The organism is Nonomuraea sp. AD125B (genome assembly GCF_041402765.1).
Lineage (GTDB): Bacteria > Actinomycetota > Actinomycetes > Streptosporangiales > Streptosporangiaceae > Nonomuraea > Nonomuraea bangladeshensis.
Map to the genome: position 1 here is coordinate 325995 of NZ_JBGLOU010000004.1, position 21914 is coordinate 347908.

At 70.0% G+C, this 21914-nt stretch carries 20 protein-coding genes, 1 tRNA gene and 4 pseudogenes; 7 read left to right on the forward strand and 18 right to left on the reverse strand.

Annotated elements, in window-relative coordinates; translation table 11 throughout:
• Positions 1–48: 48 nt before the first annotated feature.
• Positions 49–1128 (reverse strand): serine hydrolase domain-containing protein, encoded by a 1080-nt coding sequence (locus ACBR40_RS13480; RefSeq protein WP_371248992.1) that lies wholly within the window; start codon positions 1126–1128, stop codon positions 49–51.
• 255 nt (positions 1129–1383) lie between these two features.
• Between ACBR40_RS13480 and ACBR40_RS13485 the strand changes: the two are divergent.
• Positions 1384–1461 (forward strand): annotated as a pseudogene (locus ACBR40_RS13485) (RidA family protein); the annotation flags it as partial.
• A gap of 53 nt (positions 1462–1514) precedes the next feature.
• Here the strand turns inward: ACBR40_RS13485 and ACBR40_RS13490 are convergent.
• On the reverse strand, positions 1515–2000 hold the full coding sequence (locus tag ACBR40_RS13490) for an SRPBCC family protein (protein ID WP_371248866.1): 486 nt from the start codon (positions 1998–2000) through the stop codon (positions 1515–1517).
• Positions 2001–2022: 22 nt separating this feature from the next.
• Between ACBR40_RS13490 and ACBR40_RS13495 the strand changes: the two genes are divergently transcribed.
• Together ACBR40_RS13495 and ACBR40_RS13500 are read left to right on the forward strand one after the other, a co-directional pair.
• Positions 2023–2634, forward strand: a complete 612-nt coding sequence (locus ACBR40_RS13495; protein WP_371248867.1) for a TetR/AcrR family transcriptional regulator — start codon at positions 2023–2025, stop codon at positions 2632–2634.
• A 679-nt stretch (positions 2635–3313) separates the two neighbouring features.
• Positions 3314–4408 carry a serine hydrolase domain-containing protein gene (locus ACBR40_RS13500; protein ID WP_371248868.1) on the forward strand — a complete coding sequence of 365 codons (1095 nt, stop codon included), beginning with the start codon at positions 3314–3316 and terminating at the stop codon, positions 4406–4408.
• A 121-nt stretch (positions 4409–4529) separates the two neighbouring features.
• On the opposite strand, the gene ACBR40_RS13505 is transcribed toward ACBR40_RS13500, so the two are convergent.
• Positions 4530–5498, reverse strand: a complete 969-nt coding sequence (locus tag ACBR40_RS13505) for an aldo/keto reductase (protein WP_371248869.1) — start codon at positions 5496–5498, stop codon at positions 4530–4532.
• Positions 5499–5557: 59 nt separating this feature from the next.
• On the opposite strand from ACBR40_RS13505, the gene ACBR40_RS13510 reads away from it, so the two are divergent.
• On the forward strand, positions 5558–6004 hold the full coding sequence (locus ACBR40_RS13510; protein ID WP_371248870.1) for a MerR family transcriptional regulator: 447 nt from the start codon (positions 5558–5560) through the stop codon (positions 6002–6004).
• A 57-nt stretch (positions 6005–6061) separates the two neighbouring features.
• Here ACBR40_RS13510 and ACBR40_RS13515 read toward each other — a convergent pair whose 3' ends face one another.
• The 4 genes and pseudogenes from ACBR40_RS13515 to ACBR40_RS13530 all read right to left on the reverse strand — a co-directional run bounded on the left by ACBR40_RS13515 (position 6062) and on the right by ACBR40_RS13530 (position 8975).
• Complete coding sequence (locus ACBR40_RS13515; RefSeq protein WP_371248871.1) at positions 6062–6220, reverse strand: hypothetical protein; 159 nt, start codon at positions 6218–6220, stop codon at positions 6062–6064.
• Positions 6217–6927: an ABC transporter substrate-binding protein gene (locus tag ACBR40_RS13520; protein ID WP_371248872.1), complete on the reverse strand. Its 711-nt coding sequence runs from the start codon at positions 6925–6927 to the stop codon at positions 6217–6219. The genes ACBR40_RS13515 and ACBR40_RS13520 overlap by 4 nt, the downstream gene beginning before the upstream one ends.
• Positions 6928–7088: 161 nt before the next feature.
• Positions 7089–7448, reverse strand: a pseudogene (locus tag ACBR40_RS13525) (sigma factor-like helix-turn-helix DNA-binding protein); the annotation flags it as partial.
• Between the two features lie 291 nt (positions 7449–7739).
• Positions 7740–8975 (reverse strand): hypothetical protein, encoded by a 1236-nt coding sequence (locus ACBR40_RS13530; RefSeq protein ID WP_371248873.1) that lies wholly within the window; start codon positions 8973–8975, stop codon positions 7740–7742.
• A gap of 159 nt (positions 8976–9134) precedes the next feature.
• Between ACBR40_RS13530 and ACBR40_RS13535 the strand changes: the two are divergent.
• Positions 9135–9581: pseudogene (locus ACBR40_RS13535) on the forward strand (transposase); the annotation flags it as partial.
• Positions 9582–9745: 164 nt separating this feature from the next.
• Here ACBR40_RS13535 and ACBR40_RS13540 read toward each other — a convergent pair.
• From ACBR40_RS13540 to ACBR40_RS13585, 10 genes and pseudogenes are all read right to left on the reverse strand, one after another.
• On the reverse strand, positions 9746–11329 hold the full coding sequence (locus ACBR40_RS13540; RefSeq protein ID WP_371248874.1) for an ABC transporter permease: 1584 nt from the start codon (positions 11327–11329) through the stop codon (positions 9746–9748).
• Complete coding sequence (locus tag ACBR40_RS13545) at positions 11326–12216, reverse strand: ATP-binding cassette domain-containing protein (protein WP_371248875.1); 891 nt, start codon at positions 12214–12216, stop codon at positions 11326–11328. Before ACBR40_RS13545 ends, ACBR40_RS13540 begins: the two co-directional genes overlap by 4 nt.
• Positions 12213–12839 carry a TetR/AcrR family transcriptional regulator gene (locus tag ACBR40_RS13550; RefSeq protein ID WP_371248876.1) on the reverse strand — a complete coding sequence of 209 codons (627 nt, stop codon included), beginning with the start codon at positions 12837–12839 and terminating at the stop codon, positions 12213–12215. Before ACBR40_RS13550 ends, ACBR40_RS13545 begins: the two co-directional genes overlap by 4 nt.
• A 10-nt stretch (positions 12840–12849) precedes the next feature.
• Positions 12850–13422 carry a hypothetical protein gene (locus ACBR40_RS13555; RefSeq protein WP_371248998.1) on the reverse strand — a complete coding sequence of 191 codons (573 nt, stop codon included), beginning with the start codon at positions 13420–13422 and terminating at the stop codon, positions 12850–12852.
• Positions 13412–13798 (reverse strand): annotated as a pseudogene (locus ACBR40_RS13560) (transposase); the annotation flags it as partial. The gene ACBR40_RS13555 and the pseudogene ACBR40_RS13560, both read right to left, overlap by 11 nt.
• Before the next feature lie 446 nt (positions 13799–14244).
• Positions 14245–15126, reverse strand: a complete 882-nt coding sequence (locus ACBR40_RS13565) for an NAD(P)-dependent oxidoreductase (protein ID WP_371248877.1) — start codon at positions 15124–15126, stop codon at positions 14245–14247.
• A gap of 552 nt (positions 15127–15678) precedes the next feature.
• Positions 15679–16383, reverse strand: coding sequence for a hypothetical protein (locus ACBR40_RS13570; protein ID WP_371248878.1), 705 nt, complete (start codon positions 16381–16383; stop codon positions 15679–15681).
• 77 nt (positions 16384–16460) lie between these two features.
• Positions 16461–17006, reverse strand: a complete 546-nt coding sequence (locus ACBR40_RS13575; protein WP_371248879.1) for an RNA polymerase sigma factor — start codon at positions 17004–17006, stop codon at positions 16461–16463.
• A gap of 227 nt (positions 17007–17233) precedes the next feature.
• Positions 17234–17368 carry a hypothetical protein gene (locus ACBR40_RS13580; protein WP_371248880.1) on the reverse strand — a complete coding sequence of 45 codons (135 nt, stop codon included), beginning with the start codon at positions 17366–17368 and terminating at the stop codon, positions 17234–17236.
• 447 nt (positions 17369–17815) lie between these two features.
• Positions 17816–17901, reverse strand: a tRNA-Leu gene (locus tag ACBR40_RS13585).
• Positions 17902–18304: 403 nt separating this feature from the next.
• Between ACBR40_RS13585 and ACBR40_RS13590 the strand changes: the two genes are divergently transcribed.
• Positions 18305–18871: a hypothetical protein gene (locus ACBR40_RS13590; RefSeq protein ID WP_371248881.1), complete on the forward strand. Its 567-nt coding sequence runs from the start codon at positions 18305–18307 to the stop codon at positions 18869–18871.
• Positions 18872–19110: 239 nt separating this feature from the next.
• Positions 19111–21441 carry a chaplin family protein gene (locus ACBR40_RS13595; RefSeq protein ID WP_371248882.1) on the forward strand — a complete coding sequence of 777 codons (2331 nt, stop codon included), beginning with the start codon at positions 19111–19113 and terminating at the stop codon, positions 21439–21441.
• A gap of 155 nt (positions 21442–21596) precedes the next feature.
• Here the strand turns inward: ACBR40_RS13595 and ACBR40_RS13600 are convergent, their stop codons facing one another.
• Entirely contained in the window at positions 21597–21764 is a 168-nt protein-coding gene (locus tag ACBR40_RS13600) for a DUF5703 family protein (RefSeq protein ID WP_371248993.1), read from the reverse strand.
• Between the last annotated feature and the right edge of the window lie 150 nt (positions 21765–21914).

Below are 21914 nucleotides of genomic sequence, written 5' to 3' on the forward strand. Positions count from 1 at the left end.
CCGACCGCCATGCGGTGGCCACCAGCGACCCGGCCAGGGCCGGGTGGCCTAGCTCGCCGGGCAGAACACCGCCTTGACGGACTGTGAGACGGCTCGCATGGCCGCCTCCCGTTCCGGTTCTCGGCCTGCCACCGTCGTGGAGACGGCGTACTGCAGGCGGCCGTCGGAGGAGGTGTAGGTGGTGGCGGCGAAGCCGGGTGCGGCGCCGCCGTGTCCGGGGAGCAGTTCGGGGTTGCCCGCGCAGGGGCCGCCCGCCGGCAGCGGGGCCTGGCCGGGCGGCGGGTCGGTGATGACCTTCTGCAGGTCGGCGGGCAGCAGTTTGCCCTGCTGGAAGGCCTGCTGGAAGCGGCTGACGTCGCGTGCGGTGGAGATCACGCCTCCGGCGGTGAGCAGGGTGCTGGCGTTGAGCCGGTCGACGTCGCGCAGCTTGCCGGTCTCGTCGGTCCAGTAGCCGTGTCCGTGGGGGCCCTTGATGCCCTGCGGCGGCTTGGTGGGCAGATAGCTGTCGGTCATCTTCAACGGGCCGAACAGGCGCCGGTCGAACTCGGCGGCCATGCTGTGGCCGGTCACCTTCTCGATCATCATGCCGAGCAGGAGGTAGTTGGTGTTGGAGTAGTTCCACGTACCGATCTCCACCGGCCGCTGCCTCTTGCGGGAGATCTCCAGCAACTGGTTGGGGGTGTAGCGGGTGGTGAAGTCGAACGGCGCGGCGGGCAGGTATTCCGGGACGCCGCTGGTCAGGGTAATGAGGTGGCGTACCGTGATGTCGGACGCGTATTCGACCAGGTCTTGCTCGGCCACCTGCGGCAGGACCTCGCTGAGCTTGTCGTCCAGGCTCAGTGTGCCCTCCCTGACCAGCTGCATCACGATGGTGGCGGTCATCTGCTTGGTCTGTGAGCCGATCCGGTAACGGGCATCGGACGGAATCTTCCCGCCCTTGCCATCGAGCAGGCGCGAGCCGGCCGAGCCCTTGCCGATGCGTTTGCCGTCGTAGTAAACCTCCCCGATGACGCCCACCACGCCGGGCGTCCGGGCCACCGTCTCCAGCGCCTTCTGCACGTCGGCGATCTTCGGTCGGCCGGCGCTTTCGGCCACGGGAGCCGTGGCCATCGCGGTACCGGGGAACACGGTGCTCAAGGCCAGGACGGCACAGGCCAAGCCCGCCATGCGCGGAGCAGTGATTCGTATCACAATGAGTCCCTTCCTGTTGGACACGCCGGTGCACTGGGGGAGGCCCTGCGCGGAATCTGCCGGCGCCGGAATGTTCGAGGACCAGGTCTAGGGGGTCGGCCGTTTCTTCGGTGTTTCCACTGTCCAGACGGAGGACCTCGGGCATGGGAAGTGGGCGCAACCAGGTGGGGGTGTTCTCGCCCGTGAGGCGGCCTGGGCGGCGCAGGGGTGGCGCCGTCCACCACGATGCTCGGGGTGACGCGGCTGGCGATCCCCGACCTGATGGTCTAGCTGGAAGGGACCGCCGTCGCGTGACGCGGCCGGCCGGACCGCCACCGGAGGGCTCAGGCCGGCGGCGGTCCGGACTCCTCGCCCTCCAGCCGCCGCTTGGACCCCCGCACCTCGTTGCGGACGTCGGCGGGCAGCCGGCGGCGCAGGGCCGGCTCCAGCAGCCAGCGCAGGAACGGGGCGAAGTCGATGGAGATCGTGCGCCGCACCCGGGAGACGCCGTCCGCGACGGCTTCCGCCTCGAAGGAGGCGCTGAAGCGGGACAGCAGGTGGTTGAGCCGGTTGCGGGGCAGGGGCGCGTAACGGACGTCGACGCGCCGGCCGGGGGTCAGGCGCATCTGGGAGACGAGCTTGGGCGCGGGGCCCGGGATGCCCGGCAGCCGGGGGCGGAACCTGAACTCCACGATGTGGCCGACGCGACGCACCCAGTCGATCGGGCCGATCTTGTCGTCGATCTCCGCGTAGCGCTCGGCGTCCATCACGAAGTCCAGGTATTCCTGTGGCGTGCAGCGGATGGTCTCTTCCACGATCACTTGAACCATGGAAAGAGAGTACTCTCTCACTATGGCGAGAACGACCCCGGGCGTGACCCGGGAACGCATCCTGGACGAGGCCATCCGGCTGTTCGCGCGGGACGGCTACGACGCGACCTCGGTGACCGACATCCAGCGCGCCTGCGGCCTGGCCGGCGGCTCGGGAGCGCTCTACAAGCACTTTCCCTCCAAGAAGGCCCTGCTGGAGGCGGCCGTGCGGCGCAACCTGGACACCATGGCGCGCCGGAGGGCGCAGGTGGTGGAGCACGTCCCTGACGACCCCCGCCAGGCGCTGCGCCTGATGGCGGACGCAGTGTGGAACGTGATCGACGGCGACCGGGACCTGGTGCGCATCATGCTGCGAGAGTTCACCGCGTTCCCGGAGATCTTCGAGCCGATGTGGCAGGGCGTGCTGGCCACTCTGTACCGCGAGTGCACTGTCTGGATCGAGGCCCAGCGGGCGGCGGGCGTGGCCGAGGCGGCCGACCCGGAGGCCACGGCCGCCGTGCTCATTTCGTCGCTGACCTACTTCCCGCTGCTGCGCATTCTCATCGGCCACACGCCGGGCGACCTGGACCGGGAGACGTTCCTGACGGCGTGGGCCGGCCACGCGGCCCGCACGCTCGCCCTGCCGGAGGAGTGAGCCGGACGAGTGAGCCGGCTCCCGAGGAGGCGGCTTCGATCCGGCTCCACGGGTGGGTCAGGCCGCCGGGACTGCGTCGGTCCGATGCCTGGTCCATGCTCGTGGCCTTTTCCTGGTCAATCGTCTGGTCATGAGCGTGATTGAAGCGACGGTCAGGTGGGTTTCGCTGCGCGAGGGTTTGCCTTCAAAGTCGACCACGTTGCGGCGGGCGTTCATCGGCCAGGACAGAGACCTTTCGACGACCTACCTTCTCGCGAGTACTTTGAATCCGGTCTGCCAGGCCGTTTCGCGACAACCTTCAGAGTGAGGTGCAGGAAGCGGCGAGTGGGTGTCGCTGGGCACGTTCTCGGCGGGGAACGCGGCCACCCCTCCGCCCCCGCACGCCCCGCGAAGATCGCTGTGGTGTGAGCTCTGTTCCGCAGGTCAGTCATGATCTGATTAGGCACGTTGCCCGGCGTTGATGGCATCTTCGAGGGCCGCCAGGCAGGGGTGTACCGAGGGGCGGAAAGGAAACTGCGCGAGTGACCCACCGGCGGTAGAGAGTGGCGTTTGGGTGCGCCAGGCGGGTGGCGTGAGCGTATGCGTCGCTTGGCGATCATCTCGATGGTAGGGAAGACCCCACCCGCACAGGCATGCAAGCGCGACTGAGCTTTGATGAGATTCCCGAGACATTGGATGCATGACGAAGTTGCTCGCTGCTGCTGTCGCTGGTTCTCTTGCCGCCGGTTGCCTGGTCCTCGCCCCTGTCCTTCCCGCCTATGCCGCCACCGCGGCTCCCTCGCCGCAGTCCAGCCTTGACGCGCTCACCACCACGGACGGCATGGCAGGCGCGTTGAGCCAGGTACGCGATCCGAGCGGGGCGAGCGTGACCCGGCGTTCCGGCACCGCCCGGCGAGGAAGCGGGAAGCCGATGATCGGGCCCGAGGGCCGGTTCAGGATCGCCAGCGGGAGCAAGCCGATCATCGCCGCCACAGTGCTGCGGCTGGCCGAGCAGAAGAAGATCGATCTGGCCGCGCCGGTGGAGCGTTACCTGCCCGGGGTGCTGCGCGGCACCGGCGACGGCGCCGGGATCGACGGGCGGAAGATCACCGTCCGGATGCTGCTGCAGCAGACCAGTGGCCTGCCCGAGTTCCTCGACGCGATCGAATGGACGGAGCCCTTTCCGGACTTCCTGCGAGTGGCGCTGGCCCGCAAGCCAACGGCCCGGGGCTCCTTCGCCTACGCCAACACCAACTACCTGGTCCTCGGCATGATCGTGACCGCGGTGACCGGCGAGGACTTCCGCCAGGCGAGCCGGGAGCTGATCCTCAAGCCGTACGGGATGCGGGACACGTACTGGCCGGCCAAGGGCGACTACGGCATCCGCGGCCCGCACGCCCGCACCTACGGGGTGCACCCCGGCCACCCGCAGGACGGCGAGGTGGACCTGACCGACCGGCTTCCCGCCTACGAGTTCGGCCCCAGCGGCGGCCTGGTCTCCACTCCCGAGGACCTCAACCGGTTCTGGCGCAACGCCCCGCTGGGCAAGATGATGACCCGGCCGGTCAAGGTCGAGCAGGAAGGCTGGCCCGCGGACGCCCATTACGGTTTGGGCGTGATCCGGATGAGGACCGGCTGCGGCGACACCTACTTCGCCGCCGGCGACATGCCCGGCGCCGCGATGATCAGCGGCCGGGACCGGGCCGGGCGCGCCGCCACCGTCTACACCACAGGCGTGCCCAAGAACCGGCAGCACCTGATCGACGCCTTCACCGCCACGATGTGCGACCGCTGAGCCCGGGCGCCAGCCCGCGGCTGCTGGACCGGCGGGAGGCCTGCGGTTCTCCTGCTTGCCGAGCGGGATGGGGCTGGCCTCTTCCGCATCTCCGGTCCCTCGGACGTCGGTGGCGGGCCGGTTACCAGGCGTATGCCTCGGGGGCCGGGCCGGGGCCGGGGAAGATCTCGTCGAGGCGGGCCAGCTCGCTCGCGCCGAGACGCAGATCGAGGGCCTGCAGCGAGCGGTCGAGCTGATCCAGCGTGCGCGGGCCGATGATCGGGCCGGTGACGCCGGGCTGATGGAGCAGCCAGGCCAGGGCGACGTCGGCCGGAGGGCGGCCGATCTCGTCGCAGAACAGCTCGTAGGCCGCCACCCGCTCGCGGTTGGCCGCCAGCCGCTTGGCGGCGAGGTCGGATCCTGAGGCGCGTCCGGCGTGGGTCTTGCGCAGGATGCCGCCGAGGATGCCGCCGTACAGCGGGGACCAGGGGATCACGCCGAGGCCGTACTCGCGGGCGGCCGGCAGCACCTCCAGCTCCGCGGTGCGTTCGGCGAGGTTGTACAGCGACTGCTCGCTCACCAGGCCGAGCGAGTGGCGTCGCCGAGCGGCCTCGTTGGCCTGGGCGATGTGCCAGCCGGCGAAGTTGGAGGAGCCGACGTACAAGATCTTGCCCTGGTCCACCAGGAGGTCCATGGCCTGCCAGAACTCCTCCCACGGCGTGGCCCTGTCGATGTGGTGCGCCTGGTAGAGATCGATGTGGTCGGTACGCAGGCGGCGCAGGCTGTCCTCGACCTGGCGGCGGATGTGCAGCGCCGACAGGCCACGGGTGTTCGGGCCCTCCCCCATCGGCTCGTACACCTTGGTGGCCAGGACGATGTCGTCGCGGCGCCCGCTCTTGGCCAGCCAGCGTCCGATGATCTGCTCGGTCCAGCCCTCGCCGAGGCGCCAGCCGTAGATGTTGGCGGTGTCGAAGAAGTTGATGCCGAGGTCGAGCGCACGGTCCATGATCGCGTGGCTGACGTCCTCGGGAGTGTCCGGCCCGAAGTTCATGGTGCCGAGCACGAGCCGGGAAACCTGAAGGCCGGTGCGGCCCAGATGCGTGTACTGCATGGAAGCGACGCTAAAGTTTGACATCGGTTGGAACGTCAAGCTGATACGGGGCAGATCACATGCTCATCGGCGAGCTGGCGCGCCGCAGCTCGGTCAGCACCCGGCTGCTGCGCTACTACGAGGCACAGGGCCTGCTCACCTCCGTCCGGCTGGCCAACGGCTACCGCGACTACGCCGACGACGCCCCCATGATCGTGGCGCAGATCCGGGGCCTGCTCGCCGCCGGGCTGTCCACCGAGGTCATCCGCGACCTGCTGCCGTGCGCCGCGGGCAAGCAGCCACGGCTGACCAGCTGCCCGGACCTGGTCGGCATCCTGCGAGAAACCCTCCGGGACATCGAGGAGCGCATGGAGGTGCTGGACCGTAACCGTCAGGCGCTGATCCGCTACCTTGACACCGCCGAGGCCGGCCAGGTCCAGCCCTCCACCGCCACCTCCCGGCGTGGCAGCCGCCGCCGCACCGTGCCCGTGCGGTGGAAACGAGGCAGAAAGCCCAGCGGCGTATGAACGTGAACGCCTCTAGGACACGCGCGGCAGCCCGCGTGACCGTCTCCGGCCGTCGCCTCAGCCGCCCTTCACGATCACCTTGCCGAGGTCGACCGGGCGTTCGAACCAGCCGTAGGCGAAGCCCAGGTCGGCGATGCGCCGCAGCTCCGCGTGGTCCAGCCGCGCCGGATACGAGCCGAGGGAGAGCTTCGCGGCGGTCGCCTCGGTGATCCTCATGTCGCTGGGCATCGCACCGCCAGGGTGCGCGGGTTCGCACCGATCCACTCGTCGGAGGCCGCCATGCCCGCCGTGTGCAGGCCGGCGAGCTGCCGGGTCGCCGGGTCCTCCAGAACGCGGGTGCGCCGGCTCTCACGGGCCAAGGTGACGAACGGCTCGGCCAGTACCGCGGCGTCGACCCGGCCGCTCTTGAGCGCGTCAAGCATCATGGGATAGGTGATCTCGATCCTCCGGACGTTCTTGCGCTCCAGCCCTGCCTGCTTGAGCACCGCCTCCAGCATCAGGGTCTGGAGCACCATGAGGTTCGGGACCGCGACCTTCTTGCCCTTGAGGTCCTCCGCCGTGCGGATCTTCGACTTGGCGTCCACGACGATCGCGAAGCTGCCCGGCGCGGCCCGGTACATGCTCGCGACCACCTTGACCCTCTCGCGGGCCGCGTTCCTCGCCATGACCGTGAGGTAGTCGGTCTGCGCCAGGTCCAACGACCCCCGCTCGGCGGTCGGCATCACCCCCACCCTGATGGTGGTCAGCTCGGGCGGCGCATCCGGGCGGGCGGCGGCACGCGGCTGCGTGGGCAGGGCCCGCAGCCCGACGGTGGCGGCGAGCAGCGTGACGACGACCACCGTGGCGGCGGCTGGCGCCACGACGTTGCGCCGCCTGCGCTGACGGACCTCCAACGCCTTGGTGGCGAGGTCGCGCTCCGGCATGCCGTCGGCGATGCGGGAAAGCTGATCTCCGAGCCAGGTGATCGGCGTGCCCCCTCACTACGGGCCGGGTCATCCAGGGCGGGCAGTCTCGGCGCCAGGTCGGGCGCCAGCGAGCGCAGCCGGGCCAGGGCGTGGTGCGTCTGGCTCTTCACGGTGCCGACCGAGCAGCCCAGCAGGTCGGCGACGTCTCGTTCGGTCCGGTCCCCGTAGAAGCGCAGGACGATCACCGCACGCTGCTTGGGCGTCAGCCGCATGAGCGCCTGATGCAGGACGACCCGCAACACGGCGGAGTCCTCGGTCGAGTACGCGCAATCGGGCGGATCGGCGCTCGGCACCTCCCCGATCCGCGGCGCCGCCACCATGGCCTTGCGCGCGTAGGCGTCGAGGTTGTCGATGTGGTGCAACTTCGACCACCGCCCGACCATGCGAACCAGCACGCTCTGCAGGAGATCCTCGGCGCGGTGGGTCTCTCCGGTGAGCAGGTAGGCCAGGCGTAACAACGAGCGTTGATGGGCATCCACGAACGCTCGGAAGCCGGCATCGCGATCCAACGTCTCTCCTCATGTCGGTACCCGTCAAACGCGATGGGGGCCGCGAAAGGTCGGCACTTCCGGGAAGCGAGCGCACGCAAGTCACCCCCTCGCTCCGGCCAGCACTTGCCCCCTGTCCTGACAGGACCACGGGGACGGTCCGCAGGACCAGCAGATCGGGCGAGCAGACCGCGCTGCCGCCGCCACACCTCCGGATCGCGCGGTGGCCGCTGGGATGCCGATCGGGTGCAGGAGAGGACGGGATCGGAGAGAACGGTCGGCTCAGCGGTCCCCGGCGGCCAGCAACAGGTTGGCGTCGACCCGGGCGAGGCCGGAGACGTTCGAGCCGCCTTCGGTGTACCCGGCCTTGCGCTTCCACCGCCGCCCGTCGTAGTGCAGCAACGTGACTTCGCTCGTCACGTCCTCTTCGTAGCCCACCACCCACACGTCGTCCTCGCCGACGGCGGCGACACCGTACAGCGAGCCCTTCCACCTTGGGGGTTCGACCTGCGTCCAGGAGCTTCCGTTCCAGTGCAGGATCAGCGGTCTGCCTGTACCGTACTCGTCACAGTCCCCCGAGGTGCCGCGCTCACCCACCGCCCACACATCGGACGGCCCGTTCTGCGAGATGTGCCGCAGCATGCCCTGGCCCAGCGCGGGCAATCGCATCTCCACCGGCGTGCTGCCGGGAGTCGCACTGTGCCAGATCGCCGGGCGCGAGTCAGCGCATCGCCCGCTGGATGAGCTGCCCGCGATCCACACCTGCCTGGCTCCGGCGTCCACGGCGTGGAATCTGCCTCCGCGTTGGACTTCCTGCTTGCCGAAACGCCTGCCGTTCCAGGTCACGAGGACAGGGACGGACGTCGTGCCCTCCCCGCGCCTACCGATCAGGAACGCCCGCGAACCGTCCACGGCGACGTCGGCCAGCGCGCCGACCTTCGGGAGCTGAGCAGGTCTGAACGTCTTCCAACGCCGGCCGTCCCAGCGCAGGGCGAAGGGGAGCCGCACCTCCTCGGAGTCCTCGTCGAGGTCGCCGGTGTCGCCGACCGCCCAGACCTCGTTCGGTCCGTCGGCGTCCACTCCCGACACGATGGAGTCGATCGCGCCAGGGAATCGCTCGTACAGGCGCTGGTCGACACGCCATCCGTCGTGGTCCATCCGCAGGAGCACGCCGTCGGACGGCTCGTCCTCCACGGTTACGGCATAGCCGACCGCCCAGGCCGCGTCCGGGCCCGCCACCGCCACGTCGAGCACCGTGCTGGCGCTGTGGTCAGAGGCATCCTCGTCTTTTTCGTCGTCGAGGTCGCTCTCTGTGGGCGATGCGGCAGGGGGCGTGCTCGCCGCCGGTGTCCTCGGCACGGTGCCCGCTGGGGCTGCCGTGCAGCCCGTCAGGACGAGGACGCAGACGATCCACAAAATCTTCATGGTTTCCCGGAGTCTCGCAGACACTCGGGCATGATGTGACGTTTCTGGCGCCTGCACAGCGCGCGCGTGACGGTGGGCGCCGTCGTTGATCACGCTCTGCGGGTGGCCGCGTGCCGGCGCCGCAGGCGGTCAGCCCGGTGCGTCCGGCGGCAGCCGTGCGCAGCCGCTCGTCGAGATCGGAAGAGCGCGTCACACTCCGGATCACGAACGAACAACGCCAGATGTTCCAGTCAGGCGGGCGCCGAGTTCGGCCTGGGGCTGGCGCGGCAGATCGAGACCGACGACCCGGATCTGTTGCGATCCATTGTGAAGACCATGGCCGAAGCGTTGATGTCGGCCGAGGCCGACAGCCTGTGCGGAACCGGTTATGGCGAGCGCAGCAGCGAACGCACCAACTCCCCGCAACGGCTACCGCAACCGCGAATGGGACACCCGAGCCGGCACCATCGTGCTGGCGACCCCGAAGCTGCGCTCCGACTCCTACTACCCCGACTGGCTGCTGGAACGACGGCGCCGGGCCGAGCAGGCGCTGATCAGCGTCGTCGCGACCAGCTACCTGCTCGGCGTCTCCCCCAGCGCGTGGACAAGCTGATCGAGCGGCTCGGCATCAAGCACATCTCCAAAAGCCAGGTCTCGCAGATGGCCAAGACACTGGATGAGCAAGTCGAGGCGTTCCGGACGCGGGCGCTGGACGCCGGCTGCCACGCTGGTGCGTACCATCTTTGACCAGCCTGCCGCCAAGCAGGTGCGCCCAGCACGCCTGGCCGCAGCCGCCACAGCGTCAGCTGCGGTGGTCAGCGTGGCGGTGGACTCGACATCGTGGACCATATCGAGGTCGGCCATCAGCGCCTCATCGGGCTGTTTCAGGCGGAGGGCGTCAGATCGCGGCGGCGCAGGAACGCCAGCCCCGCCGTGGTCAGAGTGACGGCTACTACGGTCAGCCCCAGCAGTGGCGCTACCGGTGACGAGGCGCTGCCCAGGAGCGTCGCCGGCACGTGCACGAACGGCGAAAAGTCCAGGATGATCCCGGTGGCCAGCTTGAACTCCGCCAGCAGATCCACGAGCAGGAAGAGGCCGAGCGCGGTCCAGCTCGCGGCCGCCGTCAGCCGTGGCAGCAGGCCGAACAGCAGCGTCGCGATCCCGACCACGGTCCAGACCGCGGGCAGGTAGGCCAGCGTGGCTCCGGTGACGCGGGCCACGTCGCCGTCGAAGGTGAGCCCCGCTGCCGCGCCCAGCGCGGTCAGGAGCAGCACCGGGCTCATGACGGCGAACACCAGGTGGCTCAGCGCCCAGCGCAGCCGGCCGACGGGGGTGGACAGAAGCAGATCGGCCCGGCCCGCCGCCTCCTCGCCACGGGCGCGCAGTGCCGACACCAGCGCGGCCCCCGCGACGAGCTGGCTGAGCACGTACATCACGAACGTGAAGAACACATCCGAGAGCCGGGCCTCGGCGCCACCGAGGGTCGCGGCCAGCTCCCGGAACTGCGGCGTGTCCAGCTGGGTGTTCAGCCCGCGCGCCGCCACTCCGAGCAGGGCGCCCAGCGCTCCGAAACCGATCGTGAAGCCCGCCAGGGTGCCGCGATGCAGGCGAGCGGCCAGTCCGAACGCGCCCGGCAACGTTCCCTCGGCGGGTCCGGGGCGGGCGGGAATCAGGCCGCCGGCCAGGTCACGCCGCGTGGACAGCGCGAACGCGGCCGCCGCCAGCGCGGTGACGAACGCCGCGATCAGCCCCAGCACCCACCAATGGTCGCCGGCGTAGGGTTTGGTCAGCCGGACCCAGCCGAACGGCGTCAGCCACGCCAGCCAGCCGATGCCGCCGGTGTCGGCCAGCGAGCGCAGCGCGAACAGCAGGCCGCCGGCCGCGATCGCGATGCCGCGCGCCGTACTGGAGGACGCGGTGAGCTGCCCGGTGACGGCGGCCACGGCCGCGAAAGTCCAGCCGCTCGCGGCGGTGGACAGCCCGAACAGCAGCGAGGAACCCGCGGGCAGGCCGCCCGCGACCAGGGCGGGCACTGACAGCAGGCCCAGGAGCAGGTTGGCGGCCAGCACGGCCGCGAGCGCGGCGGCCAGCGGGGCGTGACGGCCGATGACACCCGAGGCCAGCAGTTCGCGCCGGCCTGTCTCCTCCTCGACGCGGGTGTGCCTGATCATCAGCAGGATGCTGATGAGCCCGCCGAACAGCGCGAGAGAGGAGCCGAGCGTCCATGCGGTCAGGCCGCCGACGCTCGCGTCATAGATGGGGCCGCGCATGGCCAGCTGCGCGGGGTTGCTCGCCGAGGCCGCCGCGAAGGAGTCGCGGGAGGCCTGGTCGGCGTACAGGTCGGTGGTGGCGGAGGCGATGCTCGCCGGCATCAGCGCGGTGATCGCGATCCACACCGGCAGCAGCACGCGGTCCCTGCGCAGGATGAGCCGGATCAGTGTCCCGGTGCCGGTCATGGTGCCGGTCATCTGGTGGCTCCCTCGTAGTGGCGCAGGAACAGCTCCTCCAGCGTCGGCGGCTGGGTGGTCAGGGCACGTACGCCTGCCTGGGCGAGCTCGGCGAGCACCGAGGTGAGCGCATCACCGTCGACCTGGCAGCGCAGCCGGGCGCCGTCCACGGTCAGGTTGTGCACGCCGGGCAGGGCGGCCAGGCCGGGCGCCGGCCCGATCAGCTCGGCGGTGACGGAGGTGCGCGTGAGATGGCGCAGGTCGGCGAGGGTGCCGGACTCGACGGTACGGCCGGCGCGGATGATGCTGACGCGGTCGCAGAGCGTCTCCACCTCCGACAGGATGTGGCTGGACAGCAGCACGGTGCGGCCGTCGCGCTTTTCCTGCAGGACACACTCGTTGAAGACCGCCTCCATGAGCGGGTCCAGGCCCGAGGTCGGCTCGTCCAGGATCAGCAGTTCGACGTCGGAGGCGAACGCGGCCACCAGCGCGACCTTCTGCCGGTTGCCCTTGGAGTAGGTACGGCACTTCTTGCGCGGGTCGAGCTCGAAGCGTTCGAGCAGCTCGGTGCGGCGTTCCGGGTCGAGGCCGCCGCGTACCCTGCCCAGCAGGTCGATGACCTCGCCGCCAGTGAGCGAGGGCCACAGGGTGACGTCGCCCGGCACGTAGGCCAGGCGCCGGTGCAGCTCGGTTGCGTCGCGCCAGGGGTCGCCGCCGAGTAACGCGACCTGGCCGCTGTCGGCGCGCATCTGGCCGAGCAGGATACGGATGGTGGTGGTCTTGCCCGCGCCGTTGGGGCCCAGGAAGCCGTGCACCTCGCCCGTCTTGACGGTGAGGTCGAGCCCGTCCAGGGCCCTGGCCTGGCCGAAGGTCTTGACCAGACCGCCGGCGTGCACTGCGGCGTTCATTGCTGTCCCTCGAGCTTCTCCAGGCCCGTCCGCGCTTGGTTAAATAGTTCGCGGCCGAGGAATTCCGGTCTGATCAGGTCGAGCTGGGCCTTGCTGACGCGTACCGCGCCTTGCGGGGTGTAGAGGTCCGAGCCGAGGGCGCGGGAGACGTGCTCGTGCAGCACGGTGATGCCGAGCTTCATCGCCGTCAGTACGGTCGCGCGGGCGCGATGGTCGGCCTTGGAACGGTCTTCGTCGGCGAGATGCTCCTCCGTCACGCTGACGAGTTCGTCGAACATGGCGGCGGCTGCGGGGGAACCGTCCACCAGCGCGCGGCCCAGATATTTCATCAAGGGCGGCGCGGTTCGGTGGACGTTCTCGATGAATTCGGGCTTGTCCAGATTGTGGTCGGTGACGCCGACGGTGACCTGCTCGCGCAGGTAGCTGATGACGTACTCGTCGCAAGCCTGTCTCAGCTCTTCCTTGGTGCCGAAGTGGTGCTGCACCAGGCCGGGCGAGGCCTTGGCGGCCTCGGCGATCCCACGGATGGTGGTGGCCTTGACTCCCTGCTCGGCGAACAACGCCATTGCCGCGTCGCGGATGCGGGCGCGCGTCGTCAGGTCTTCTTCAGAAATTGGTCGCACGTCCAAGACTCTATACAAATGTATCGGTCACCATGCAACTGTTCAACGCATCGGCGAACCCAGACGTGCCTCGGATGGGCAGGTTGCTCGCCCGTCGGTGAAGTACCAGGTGGTCGTCGAGGTGCTCGCCGGGCAGTCCACCCAGGGCGAGGCGGCCGAGAAGTACGGCGTGAACCGGATGACGGTCAACGCCGTCTGCAAAACGGCCAAGCAGGGCGCGCTGGACGCCCTGGCTGGCACCTCGACGTCGGGCCGTCCGGGGCTGAACGCCGGTGGAGCCAGCGGTCGTTGGCGGCGGTGCCGCGGTAGCGCAGGCGGCGCACACGCCGGTGAAGGTGGCGCGGCGTTGCTGGTAGCGGCCGGCGGGGGCGGCAAGCGGGAAAGTGCGCCCGGCGGGGCAGGTGACCGTGCCGGTGGCGGTATCGATGGCGAAGTCGTCCACGGTGAACCCGCCGTTCACGGTGGGCGTGAGCGCGGATGGTTTGATCAGCGGCCGGTGCCCGGCGGTGGTCAGGCTTGCACGCAGCTCGGCGGTGGCGTAGGCGGCGTCGCCGAAGACCTGCAGCGGGCCGATCGTGCGCATGGCAGTGCGCCGCCACGATCGCGCCGGCGCCGGGCACCGGGCGGGCCACCCGACGGATCGCGGCGATCAGCTGGGTGATGGTGTCCTGGGTGGCGACCGCGTCCAGCAGCACCACCGAATCCAGCGCCCGCCGCGTCCGGCCCGCCGGCACCCCGGTCTCCGCCACCACGGCGCGGACGATGCCGAAGATGCGGTCCGGGTCTGACGAGCGGGCCAGCCGACGCCGGAAGCAGGTCAGCAGCGACGGGTCGAACCCCTGGTCAGACAGGCCCAGCCCGCAAGCGGCCTTCCACCGCAGATCGAACCGCAGCGCCCCGGCCGCCTCCTCATCCGACAGCCCATGCGGCGCCTGCAGCACCACCACCGTGGCCAGCAGACCCAGCCCTCCGACGGCCCGCCGGATCGAGCAGCGAAACCGATCTTCGTTCGCCGGGCGGGATGGCATGCGTGCCGCCTCGCTGAGTGGGGCAGGCGAGAGCATCAATGCCTGCGGTCGATCAGGCCGCGGCGCCATTCTGAGCATCGGGCCACCGCCTTCCGGAATCCGTCAGATCCACGGTGAGACGGTGGCCCTCGACTTGCCGCACAGGTCGACGTCAACGGCAGCCCTGTTCTTCAGCCGAGCGACTACACGTCGTTCTGGCCTGCATGGGTAACGGTCGGTAGCGGAGAAACGCGCAAACATGCCGAGACGCGCCGCAGATGCCCGCATTCATGCAGTGGACGGTCCATCGCAACCCGAAGCAGGCCGAACCCCGCTTCAAAGGTCAAAAGCAGAGTTAGAGGGTGTCTCGATTCCTCCTTGCGATTTTTACGGAGGCGCTAAAGACCTTGTTCAGCAGCGATCGTAGCGGTCAGGCCTTCGCTTTCACGACGCTGTGCGATGAGCGTTTCTATTCTGGCTGCCACCGTCGGCAGTCCGCCGTCGCCGAGCGTTTGGCCGTCCCGCAGCCGGACGAGGTGGCGGATGACGGTGAGGTGCTCGGCGAGGGTGGCGGGCCCTGCCGGATAGGTGGCCTTCAGCAGCTCGGAGGCGGTGCCAGGGGCTCCGGCGACCACGTGTCCGAGTTGCTTGACTGCGGTGTCGGTGAACTCGGCGACGTCGATGCCTGCCGCCCGCACGGTGTCGAGGGCTCTCAACAGGCCGAGTTGGGCGTCGTACCAGAGGCCGAAGAGAGTGAGATCCCAGATGGCGGCCGCTTGTGGTGCCTCTCCCACGAAGTACGGTGTGCTCAGCAGGCCCAGGACCGCGCGGTGTCGCTCAAACGCCGGTCGTGAGCCGCCGTAGAGGATGGTCGCCGCGTCGGTGCCGATCATCTCCGGCGAGGTCTGGATCCCCGCATCGAGGTAGGACGCTCCCAGGGCGGTCACCCGCTGGGCGGCGCGTTCCGCGTCCTCAGGGGTTCCGGTGCACATCGCGACAATGGTTCGCCCGGACAGGTCTCCATCCAGCTCGGCGAGGCACTGCTGCACGGCGACGTAGTCGGTGAGGGTGAAAAGGGCCAGCGTGGCAGAGGACACCGCTTCTCTCACCGACCCCGCCGGCCGTGCCCCGGCGGCGGCCAACGGGTCGAGGCGGCTCGGTGTACGGTTCCACGCCACCACGTCGTGACCATGGGCGAGGATGCGACGTGCTGCCGCACTGCCGATGGCACCCGCGCCGATCACGGCAATCTGATGGTCAGAGGTCTTGGGTTCCGTCATGACGATGATCTTGCAACATCAACCTTACTTGAGGTCAAGGTGTGATTTGCAATCGTTTGTCCGTTTTAACCAAGACCGACTGGATCGGTGGCCCGGCGTCAGCCTGGTGGCTCCAGCTAACACGCTCGGTTACGTGAGGTGATTCGCTTCGCCTTGCCCGAAATCGAGACGCTCGTCGGCGCCTCGAAGCCGCCCGGACTTCCTGGTCCGCTGTGGTGCTGACTTGCTTTTGAAGCGGTTCAACGGTTGTACTGCGGGACGCGCTGGAGCCCATCGGGGTGGTGGGGTTCTTCGCGGCCGGCGAGGTAGGGCCGGTAGCAGGGCACGACCATGTGCATGGATTTCCCGTGTCCGTCCTGGTCTTCTCCGGGTGGCCTCAAGCAGACCGTAACGAGACCATGACGTATCGTGACGACGGAAGGCCCGGCGGCCCCGCTACTCGGGAGGGGCCGCCGGGCGGGCCGCTGCCTTCCGGCGGGAGGTCGCCGGACCAGCGGTCTACCGGTGAGGAGTCACGGTCCTGTGGGTGAGGAGCCGTTCGGATTGGGGCGGTCAGTCGTTCTTGTTGGTGACGCCCTGTCCCTCCTCCGTACCCTGGTCGAGAGTGGGACCGTTGTCCTGCTTGTCCGTGGTTCCGCCGGTTTCGTTGTGGAGGGGCGGGGTCGCGGGCGCGGAATTGGTGACGCCCTGTCCCTCCTCCGTACCCTCGTTGAGGGTGGGACCGTTGTCCTGCTTGTCCGTGGTTCCGCCGGTCTCGTCGTCAGCGGGCGGGATCGTGGGCGCGGACGTCGGCTCGCAGGGCGCGACCGTCCCCTTGACGACCTGCAGAGAGACCGTGGACGGCGGCGCGGAGTCGCCGTCCACGCTCTTCGTGACGGCCAGCACCAGCGTAGACCCCTCGGGGACCTCCCCCTCCTTGATCTGGAAGGCGATCCCGTCACCCGCCTTGCTGATCCCCGCGGTGAACTTCCCGTCCGCGGCCCCGTTCTCGCCCCGGGGCTGCTTGCAGGTCTGGCCTGCGGGCAGGTAGTCCACCACCGACTTGACCCCGGCCTCGGCCAGCTCGGACTCCAGGCCGTCGGGGTCGATGAACGAGTTGATCTGCACCTCGACAGCGCCGTCCGAGCCCTTGGAGACCGCGTACGCCGCGCTGGCGGTCACGCCGGTCAGCATCACCACGGCCGTGGCGGCCGCCGCGGCCCCCGCCACCACGGCGGACAGGCCCAGGATGCGCCGGGTGCGTCGTACGGGTGTCACAGTTGTCATTTGATCTTCTGCCTTTCTCGTCGTGATCTCGTCCTTGAGTGCACTCAGAAGGCGATCTTCGAAGTTGGTCATATCCGTCCTTCCTGGTACACGGCCGATAGCGAGACGACCTTCTCGAGGGCGCGGCGGGCGCGGTGCAGTCTGACGCGTGCGGTCACGTGCCTGATGCCTAAAGCCTTGGCGGCCTCGGTGACGGTGAGCTGATCGATCGCGACGAGCTCCAGCACAGCGCGTTCGCTTTCGGGAAGGCCCTGCATGACCTCCAAGGCGTTGCGCATCCGGCGCTCGGCGTCGATCCGCTCCTCCATCCTGGTGAGATCGTCGTCGTCCATCAGCCGGCGGCCTGCGACGCGGCTGGCCGCCCGCGCCTCGATGGCCGCCTTGCGGTGCTGGGCGGATACGACGTTGCGTGCGATGCCGTAGAGCCAAGCGAGCTCGCTACCCCGGCCGGGCACGTAGGTGTGCGCCGAGTCAAGGACCGCCAGGAAGATGTCCGCCGTCAGGTCGGCGGCGAGGTGAGGATCGCTCACCCGCCGGACCACGAATCTCATGACGGCATCGACGTGGCGGCGATAGAAGGCCTCAAAGGCCGCGGGGTCCTCGTGGAGGCGCACTGGCCTCGCTCCCTTCGTCGTTCGCCCTTACACCTCTACTTGGATCGGGCGGCGAGAAGCGTTTCAGGCCCTCATTCGACGACACCTCAGATCTAGACCTTTCAGCGGCGACAGGGCCAGGCGCAGCCAGGCACGGGAGCGCGAGTGTCACGCACCGTTCTACAACTACGGCGCCTCACCCCGCAGAGCGCGATCCGCGGCCCCACGGGCGGACGGCCGCTGGCCCTTCATCGTCCGATCGTCACCCAGGCGGACGTCTCCGCCGACCTCAGCACGGCCGAGGTGACCACGTTCATCCGCGATCCGTTGTCGAACGTCGGCACCCGCTCGGGCAACTCTCCCGCCCTTGCCAACCACGTCATGCACCCCCACAACGTTCATCTACGAGAGGACCGCGTCGTCCCGCGACTCGACCGACTGTTCGCGCCGCACAACTCAAACGCTGGCCCTGGCACGACGTCAGGTCGCCGAGTGTGATCGCAAGCTCGCCCAGCCTCGGGCGGCCCTTGAGGCGGGCGCTGACCCGGCGCTGGTCACCGGCTGGATTCGGGAGGAGCTCGTCCGTAAGAAGGCGGTTGAGCAACGGCTCAGCGGCGCGGATGTATCGCCTCGAAGTCGGCTGGGGCGTGAGGAGCCGGCGGAGATCACACACGAACTCGGAGATATGGTGCGAGTGCTTTCGAACGCCGACCCGAACCGCAAGGGCAGGATCTACGAAGAGATCGGTGGGCGGCTGACGTATCACCCGTCAAAACAGAAAGTCCTGGTCACGTCTGCGCGTGACCAGGACTCCATAGGCCGCCGGTTTGTGTCCGAGGGGGGACTTGAACCCCCATGCCCATCACTGGGCACTAGCACCTCAAGCTAGCGCGTCTGCCTATTCCGCCACCCGGACTTGGTGCCTGCACGTGGGACCGTCATCCCGCGTCGGCTCCGTAAGGTTAGCAAACTCTGAGGAGTGCGTCATACCAAGTATCGGGCCAGTCTTCGGAGACCCTCCCGATGAGGGTCGGGATGGGGCGCGCTGGAACTCCTGATGGGGGTCTCATGACGCGGGGGTGGCGGGAATCGGGGGGTTGGCCGCGGTACGTCCGCGAAGGGCTTGGCCAATTCCTGGGTTCCCTGGGAAAAGTGGCTTGCGGCGACTTTGCGTGCTGCTACGGTTACGGATCGTTGAGGGGTGAGTCCACGACCGGCCTCACGATCTGTGGGGCCGGTTCTGGAGTTCGGGAGGTCTTGTGGCGGGCACGGCGGCAGAGCGGTCGAGGGTGATGCCCCTCGCTGTGTGCCGTGCGCGCGTGTCCGCTTCCCCGGGACAGAACGCGAACGTCGACCGGGGTCACCGGATGGCGCGGTTCGCGGCCGGTGCCCGTCGGCTCGTCGTGCGAGCGGCCTCGATCGGCGTCCTGGTGGCCGCCGGCTGGCTGCTCGCTGTTCTGTTCGGCCTGCTCACCGCCGCCCCGGCGGCCGCGGATTCCGCCGCGGCGACAGGGGCGAAGGCGGCGACAGGGACCTCCGCCGTGGCGGAGGCCGAGGCCGGCTCCACCCAGTTCCCCGCCCTCGTGGGCTCCGGCGGCTTCGCGGCGTCCGACAACGCCGAGGCCATGGCCGGGCGCACCGTGGCCGGGCTCAACAGCCAGCAGGATCCTGGCCTGCCCTCACCGTCCACCGCCGGTTCGATCCTCGACGGCACCAACGGCTTGGTGCCCAACGGCGGTGGCAGCGGCCCTTACGGGCCCGTTGCCGGGGATGTCGCGCGGTCGCCTCTCGACCCGCGGCTGCAGGCGCGGCGCGTTCCCATCGCGTACGTGCTGCCCCCCGTCGTCCGCACAGCGGCGGACGACCCTTCCTTCTCTCCTGACTGATCCCCGCCCGGACCCCGGCCGACTCGGAGGCGCGATTGCGCCCGGCCGGTCCTGTCCGACACCGATGACCGGTACGTCACGGCGGAGCGTGGCCTGATCCCCTCCGCCGGCGGGTGACACGTCAGCTCTCCCGATTCGCGAATCCCGAGGTCCCGCTGTGCGTGACCTTCGTCACCACGGCCTCGGGACGCCCGCGATCCGTTCAGGTATCCCCCCAAGAACCACTAGGAGCATTCATCATGCGTACGTGGGCCAAGGCAACGACCCCTGCCGCCCTTCTGGCCGTGGCGGTCATGTCGTTCGCCGGCAGCGGCACCGCGGTCGCCGACACCTCCGGCGACGCCTCCGTTCTCGGCGGCAACCAGGTCGACCTGCCCATCTCCCTGCCGATCGACATCAGCGGCAACTCGGTCGCGGCGATCGGCGCCGCCGAGGCGGCCTCGCAGGGCGGCGCGACCGCCGTCAGCGGCCGCGGGAACGGCATCCCCAACCGCACCTCCGGCAACGCCTCGGTGGGCGGCGGCAACCAGATCAACGTGCCGATCACCGCCCCGATCAACGCCTGCGGCAACGCGGTCTCGCTGATCGGCGTGTCCGACGCCGGCTGCAAGGGCGGCGCGACCGCCCGTACGCAGGGGCGTGGCGGCGCGGGCGGCAACCGCACCTCCGGCGACGCCTCCGTGCTCGGCGGCAACCAGATCAACGCGCCCATCTCCGCCCCGCTCAACGTCTGCGGCAACGCGATCGCGATCTTCGGCGCCGCCACGGCGGGCTGCAAGGGCGGGGCCGAGGTGCACAACACCGGCCGCGGCGCGGGCGGCAACCGTACCTCCGGCAACGCTTCCGTGCTCGGCGGCAACCAGGTCGTCGCGCCTATCTCCGTTCCGATCGACGTCTGCGGCAACGCGGTCGCCGCGGTCGGCCGGGCGTTCGCCGGCTGCCGGGGCGGCTCCTCGGTGCGCAACGGCGGCGGCGGGGGCGGTGGCTCGGCCTACCAGACCTCCCGTCACGTGCCCGCACCCGGTTCGTCGGGCAACGACACCGACGGACGATTCGGCGTCGGCAGCGGCAACCAGGTGATCGCGCCGATCACCGCGCCGATCGACGCTTGCGGCAACGCCGTCGGCAACGCGGCCGCGGGCTGCGTCGGCGGGACGACGGTCCGCGGGGGCGGCAGCGGCGCGGGCGGCAACCGCACCTCCGGGCGGGCCGGTGTGCTGGCCGGCAACCAGGTCGTGGCGCCCATCGCGGCTCCGGTCAACGTCTGCGGCAACGCGGTGGCGGTGGTCGGGCACGCGTTCGCCGGATGCAAGGGCGGGGCGACGGTCCACAAGGGCGGTCGTGGCGCGGGCGGCAACCGTACGTCCGGGCAGGCGGGCGTCGGCAGCGGCAACCAGGTGGTCGCGCCGATCGCGGCTCCGGTCAACGTCTGCGGCAACGCGGCCGCGCTGCTCGGCTCGGCCGCGGCGGCGTGCAAGGGCGGGGCCGAGGTGCACGACAACGGCCGCGGCGCGGGCGGCAACCGCACCTCGGGGCGGGCCGGTGTGCTGGCCGGCAACCAGGTCGTCGCGCCGATCGCCGCGCCGGTCAACGTCTGCGGCAACGCCGTCGCCGTGCTGGGCGACGCCGCGGCCGGCTGCCTCGGCGGCGCCCACGTCGGCCGTGCGCCGTACCGGATGGCCGGGAGCTTCGACCGGTTCGGGCGGGCCACCGACAAGTTCAGGACGGCCAACGGCGCACTGCCGGGGGTCCAGAGGGCTTCGGTCCCGGGCGGCACGGGCGGTCTGCCGGTGCTGGGCGGGCTGCAGGGTGTTCCCGCGCTGAGCGGGCTGGGCGGGCTGCAGGGCATCCCGGCTCTGGGCGCCCTTCAGGGGGTCGCGGGCGGGCAGGCCGTTCCGAGCGCGCAGAAGGCGCAGGGCGGCGCGGCCGACGGGCTGAGCGTCGCGCAGCCGGTGCAGGAGCTCGCCTCGGGTAAGGGGCTCGCCCAGCCGGTGGAGGGCCTGGCCTCCGGCCAGAGCGTCACCAAGCCGGCGCAGGACCTCGCGACCGGTGGCGGCGTCTCCGCTCTCGCGGGCGAGGTCCGGAAGGGCGCCGACGTCGCCGCCTCGCTCCCGGTGGTCGAGGACGCCTCCCGTACGTTCGGCCTGCCGCAGCTCCCCGAGCTGCCCGGGCTGCCCGCCGAGGCGCAGACCCCGGCCGCGGTCGCCCCTGCCAAGTCCGGCAAGCCGGCCAAGTCCGCGATGTCGGGCACCGGTGACCGTCGTGGCCGTGGCGCCGCCGGCGTTCCCGGCAACGGGCGCGTCGCTAGCAACCCGGCCCGCCCCGCCCGTCCGTCCTCGCCGCTGAGCTCCGCGACCGACCTGGTCGGCTCCACCCCGGTCGGCGGCGCTGTGGGCTCGGTCACCCGTGGCCTGCCGGTCGGCGACATCGGCCTGATGAGCGCCGCGCAGCCCGCCGGCGTCACCGGGATGAACTCCAGCTCGCTGCTGGCCCTGGCGCTCGGCGCCATGTTCGCCGCCTCGGCGACGATGTTCGCCACGGCTCGTCGGTTCCGGTTCGGCCGCAAGTAAGGAATCGCGTCAGGCCGTAAGTAACGCATTCGCAGGGATCTTCGGCAGGATGGCCCTCGCTCACGGTCCGTGAGCGAACGGCAGAAGACGCTTTGCCCGTTCCGGGGGCGCGGCCCGGGGCGGGCAAAGCCATGCCCGCGATCGGGCGGGCGTGGTCAGAGCGTGCTGCGTACTCGGATGATCTTACGGCGGAGCCGTACGTGGCGGCTGCCGTCGGGGTGGACGCGGACGCGCGCGAGCTCCCACTGACCGTACTCTGCGTGTTCGGTCAGCAGCTGACGTGCTGCTTCGCGAGTGAGGTCGCGCGGAATGAAGATATCCATGTAGGAGTAGTCGAGCACAACGATTAGTCTCCAGGGTGAGTCAGGGCGCCATGCCGCTCGATGGGCCTTATTCTGCGTGCTTGCGGGTGGACCCGGAAGCTAGTGGGTAGCCCGGGGGAAGGAAATTTCCGCGAGTCGGGTTACCTTTCA

What these genes read in the sequence shown, in the direction of transcription:
- ACBR40_RS13515 (WP_371248871.1), bottom strand. Translation starts at nt 6,220, where the DNA reads ATGAGGATCACCGAGGCGACCGCCGCGAAGCTCTCCCTCGGCTCGTAT.
- ACBR40_RS13565 (WP_371248877.1), bottom strand. Translation starts at nt 15,126, where the DNA reads ATGACGGAACCCAAGACCTCTGACCATCAGATTGCCGTGATCGGCGCG.
- ACBR40_RS13495 (WP_371248867.1), top strand. Translation starts at nt 2,023, where the DNA reads ATGGCGAGAACGACCCCGGGCGTGACCCGGGAACGCATCCTGGACGAG.
- ACBR40_RS13540 (WP_371248874.1), bottom strand. Translation starts at nt 11,329, where the DNA reads ATGACCGGCACCATGACCGGCACCGGGACACTGATCCGGCTCATCCTG.
- ACBR40_RS13580 (WP_371248880.1), bottom strand. Translation starts at nt 17,368, where the DNA reads ATGACGTGGTTGGCAAGGGCGGGAGAGTTGCCCGAGCGGGTGCCGACG.
- ACBR40_RS13500 (WP_371248868.1), top strand. Translation starts at nt 3,314, where the DNA reads ATGACGAAGTTGCTCGCTGCTGCTGTCGCTGGTTCTCTTGCCGCCGGT.
- ACBR40_RS13545 (WP_371248875.1), bottom strand. Translation starts at nt 12,216, where the DNA reads ATGAACGCCGCAGTGCACGCCGGCGGTCTGGTCAAGACCTTCGGCCAG.
- ACBR40_RS13510 (WP_371248870.1), top strand. Translation starts at nt 5,558, where the DNA reads ATGCTCATCGGCGAGCTGGCGCGCCGCAGCTCGGTCAGCACCCGGCTG.
- ACBR40_RS13595 (WP_371248882.1), top strand. Translation starts at nt 19,111, where the DNA reads ATGCGTACGTGGGCCAAGGCAACGACCCCTGCCGCCCTTCTGGCCGTG.
- ACBR40_RS13520 (WP_371248872.1), bottom strand. Translation starts at nt 6,927, where the DNA reads ATGCCGGAGCGCGACCTCGCCACCAAGGCGTTGGAGGTCCGTCAGCGC.
- ACBR40_RS13490 (WP_371248866.1), bottom strand. Translation starts at nt 2,000, where the DNA reads ATGGTTCAAGTGATCGTGGAAGAGACCATCCGCTGCACGCCACAGGAA.
- ACBR40_RS13555 (WP_371248998.1), bottom strand. Translation starts at nt 13,422, where the DNA reads ATGCGCACGATCGGCCCGCTGCAGGTCTTCGGCGACGCCGCCTACGCC.
- ACBR40_RS13505 (WP_371248869.1), bottom strand. Translation starts at nt 5,498, where the DNA reads ATGCAGTACACGCATCTGGGCCGCACCGGCCTTCAGGTTTCCCGGCTC.
- ACBR40_RS13600 (WP_371248993.1), bottom strand. Translation starts at nt 21,764, where the DNA reads ATGGATATCTTCATTCCGCGCGACCTCACTCGCGAAGCAGCACGTCAG.